At 33.7% G+C, this 3873-nt stretch carries 5 protein-coding genes and 1 tRNA gene; 5 read left to right on the plus strand and 1 reads right to left on the minus strand.

Annotated elements, in window-relative coordinates; genetic code table 11:
* From COZ07_RS05065 to COZ07_RS05080, 4 genes are all read left to right on the plus strand, one after another.
* Positions 1 to 888 (plus strand): DUF1573 domain-containing protein (locus tag COZ07_RS05065; protein ID WP_406607495.1); only part of this gene is annotated, 888 nt, incomplete at its 5' end.
* Between the two features lie 115 nt (positions 889 to 1003).
* On the plus strand, positions 1004 to 1345 hold the full coding sequence (locus tag COZ07_RS05070) for a metalloregulator ArsR/SmtB family transcription factor (protein ID WP_406607496.1): 342 nt from the start codon (positions 1004 to 1006) through the stop codon (positions 1343 to 1345).
* Positions 1346 to 1511: 166 nt separating this feature from the next.
* A complete protein-coding gene (locus tag COZ07_RS05075) occupies positions 1512 to 1994 on the plus strand; it encodes a flavodoxin family protein (RefSeq protein WP_406607497.1) in 483 nt (160 codons plus the stop codon).
* Between the two features lies 1 nt (position 1995).
* Positions 1996 to 2388 carry a metallopeptidase family protein gene (locus COZ07_RS05080; RefSeq protein ID WP_406607498.1) on the plus strand — a complete coding sequence of 131 codons (393 nt, stop codon included), beginning with the start codon at positions 1996 to 1998 and terminating at the stop codon, positions 2386 to 2388.
* Positions 2389 to 2482: 94 nt separating this feature from the next.
* Here COZ07_RS05080 and COZ07_RS05085 read toward each other — a convergent pair.
* Positions 2483 to 2569 (minus strand) — tRNA-Leu (locus COZ07_RS05085).
* Between the two features lie 225 nt (positions 2570 to 2794).
* Between COZ07_RS05085 and COZ07_RS05090 the strand changes: the two genes are divergently transcribed.
* Positions 2795 to 3873: ROK family transcriptional regulator (locus COZ07_RS05090; RefSeq protein ID WP_406607499.1), on the plus strand; the 1079-nt coding region annotated here is incomplete at its 3' end.

Consider the following 3873-nt stretch of genomic DNA (forward strand, 5'->3'; position numbering starts at 1 on the left):
GATGAAAGGCCTGTTCACATCTTTACCATCAAGAATATAGGAAGAGAAGAATTGATTATCAGTCGAGTACGAGCCTCCTGTGGCTGTACTGCCACTATGCTTTCTTCTGATCATATACTACCAGGAAAGTCTGCTGAATTAAAAACTACCTTTAATCCTACCGGATATAAAGGATTAGTAAAGAAAGATATTAATATTGAATCGAATGACCCCCAAATTCCTAATAAAAAAATAACTATAATTGCTGAAGTGGAACCTATTCCTTCTCCCCAGGCCTTCCTCTCTAATTCTCAATGGGATTTAGGATTAATTTCCCAGGGGGATTTGCCTACCTTTGCCTTTACTATTGAAAATAAGGGAGAGTTAGATTTGGTAATTAATAAGATAGATATCTCTGAATATGTTCAATACGACGTAGAAATACCTCTGAATATTCTTCCCGGAGAAAAACAAGAGGTAATCTTTACTTATGATTCCAGACAACATGATTTAGGTGAGGTACGGGAAAGTGTCCGCATATACTGTAATGATCCCAGAAAAGAAGCCTTTTCACTACGTATCGATGGCTATATAAAAGAAAAAGCTGCCCCGACAGTAAGTATTTCTCCGGTAGGAGCAAGTTTTAACTTATTAAGTGACTCAGAAGGGGAAATCATAGGAAGAGTCGCTCTGGCAAATTCGGGGGAAGAGGGGATAAAAATCACTTCCATAAAGACCTCCGCAGATTATCTCGTCCCCTTAAGAACTGAAGTTGAGCTGAACTCAGGAGAAAAAGAAGATCTGCAGGTAGCATTATTAAAAGATAAAGTTCCCAATAAAATAGAGGAAGGGAAAATAATAGAATATCTTTATTTAACTATTGCTATCCCGATTGTAATTAGTAAATAGTAGATTAATTGGGCAAGATTAATAAAAATTATAAATTATAGAAGAAAATATTACCGACAAGATAAATATTTTTTGGGCGATAATATGAATATCATTATATATAAAGGAAAACATAATGGAAACCACTATAAAGATGTTCAAAGCCTTATCTGATGAAACTCGACTACGTATTTTTCTACTTTTAATTCAGAGTGAAGAATTATGTGTTTGTGAATTAGTCAATATATTGAATATGGAACAATCAAGAATTTCTCATAGTATCAGGATCTTAAGAGAAGCCGGTCTAATAGTTAATCGGCGAGAGGGCAAGTGGATTATCTATTCCATAAATCCTGAAATAAAAAATAATGAAATAATTCATGGTTTAAAGGGTGAAATAAAATTACCAGAACAGGATTTACAAAATTTTGCTAAGTGTAAGAAAAGAAATATAAGAGAAAAGTTTAAATGTAATTAATTCTCATTTAATATAATTTAAATTGAGTTTGTCACCCCCTCAGGTATCAGAAACTGCTCGGGTACTACTTAGTCAACCCTTTTGGATGTTTGGTTATATGAAATAAAATCCAATTAATTAGAGTTTCTCTATTTTACGATTGAGATTCACAGGGAGGTATTTTTTGATGAAAATATTAGTTATTTATTATTCTAGAAGTGGGAAAACCAAAAAAGTAGCTGAAACTATCTCCGACATCTTGAAATGTGATAAAGAGGAGATTTTTGATACTAAAAATAGAAAAGGAATTCCAGGATTCTTAAGTGCCGGGGCTGATGCTAACTTGAGAAGATTAACGGCAATTAAAGAGATAAAAAAGAATCCCTCTTCATACGACTTGATTATTATCGGAACTCCTATCTGGTCTTCTAACATATCTACCCCCATCAGGACCTATATTTCTTTAAACAAAGATTATTTTAATAAGGTTGCTTTTTTCTGTACTCATTTGGGTTCAGATACCAAGCAATTATTTGCTAATATGGGAAACCTTTGTCAAAAGACCCCTCTTAGCTTACTTGAGCTGACTTCAAAAGAAGTGGCGAGAGACCAATATATGCAGAAAGTGAAAGAATTTATAAAGAATTTAAAGGAAGAGATAATAAAATAAAATGAAAGTAAGCGAAGAAGAATTTGAAGGCTTAGTAGCAGAGGCAATAAATAGCCTTCCTGAAAATTTTAAAGAGAAGATGGAAAATATTGCTATAGCAATTGAAGATTTGCCTTCCCAGGAACTTCTTATAGAGATGAAGATCAAATCACCTTATGGCCTTTTAGGGCTTTATCGGGGGGTCCCTTATCCCAGAAGAGGTATCTGGTATAGGAATGTTCTACCCGATAAGATTATTATCTTTAAAAAGCCCATAGAAGTACGCTGTAGAAATAGAGAAGATATCAAGGAATCGGTGAGAAGAGTGGTTATCCATGAAATTGGACATTACTTTGGTTTAGGAGAAGCAGACTTAAGAAGGATTGAAAGAGAAAGGGATAAAAATAGTATATAGTTATATAGCGAAAAACGAAAAGCGTAAAACGCAAAACTATAAATCAAACGGAGAAGAATGGGAGATGGACAAGGTAGCTGAAGTGCTATCTGATTGGTGCCGAAGGGGGGATTTGAACCCCCACAGGCATACACCTACTACGCCCTGAACGTAGCGCGTCTGCCAATTCCGCCACTTCGGCATATTATTATATTAAAAGAGAAGACCAGGATAAGTTATTTACTACTAAATAGCATAAAGAAAACCAGTAATATTGTCAAGTTTTGTAATGACTGATGAATCGAAAGTTGATTGAATTTTTTTAAAAATTTTTATTGACAAAAAATATAAGTTAGTGTATTATTTTTTTAAAAAGACTTAATAAAGTCATTGGAAAAAGAAAGTTTATAAATAAAGGGCTAATTAAATGCAGAGAACTGGGGATTTGAAATTAATTCAAGAATTAAATAGATCTATAATACTTAGGACGATACGGCATTATGGACCTATTTCTCGCAGTGAAATAGCTAAAAAGAATAAGATAAGTCCAACCACAGTAACTGCTGCAGTAAAAGAATTAATCCGCCAAGGATTAGTATATGAGGATGGCGTAGGTGTATCTACTGGCGGTAGGAAGCCAGTTCTGGTAAGATTTTCTTCAGATAGTAAATTTATTATTGCAGTTGCTATTACTAATTCTTCTATTAAAATTGCTGAAATGAATTTAGAAGCAAAAGTTCGCAGACAAAAGATATTTCCTGTTTATAATCTAACTGGTAAATTAGTCATTGATTATCTTTTAAAGTCAATTGGCCAGTTTTTAGAAGAGTATTCCGATTTAACCAAATGCATTGGAATTTCTATTATCTCTCCTGGAATTATTAATGTAGACAAAGGCATAATTTATGAAAATACAAAATTGAAATTAAAAAATATTCCTTTGAAAGAAATGGTGGGAAAACAATTCAAACTAAAAACCTGGTTAGAAAATGATGCCAATGCAATTGCGTTAGCTGAAAAACGATTTGGAGCATATAGAAAATTTAAAAATTTAATTTATATTACAATTAGTGATGGAGTTGGGGCTGGGATTATAGTAAATGGATCTATCTTTCGCGGCTGTAGGGGAGGAGCAGGAGAAATCGGTCATACAAGTATAGATAGAAATGGTATTCCCTGTGATTGTGGAAATACAGGCTGTCTTGAAAATTATGTAAGCTGGCCTGCTATCTGCTCTAAAGTATTGTCTTCTGTAGCACAAGGAAAACCTACCATGATGTCGGAGTTAGTAAAAGGTGATATAAGTCGAATTACCCCCTCTATTTTTCGTGATGCATTGAAAAAAAATGATCAATTAGCCAAAGAAATTATGAAAGATACGGCGGCATATCTTGCAACCGGGATGGTTAATCTGGTTAATTTATTAAATCCAGATATAATCATTTTAGGAGGGAAGGTTGCTTATGATAATCAATTTCTGCTTTCCCAGGTAAAGAAATTAGTGTT

It is taken from the genome of Candidatus Infernicultor aquiphilus (genome assembly GCF_002784285.1).
GTDB classification, from domain to species: Bacteria; Atribacterota; Phoenicimicrobiia; order Phoenicimicrobiales; family Phoenicimicrobiaceae; genus Infernicultor; species Infernicultor aquiphilus.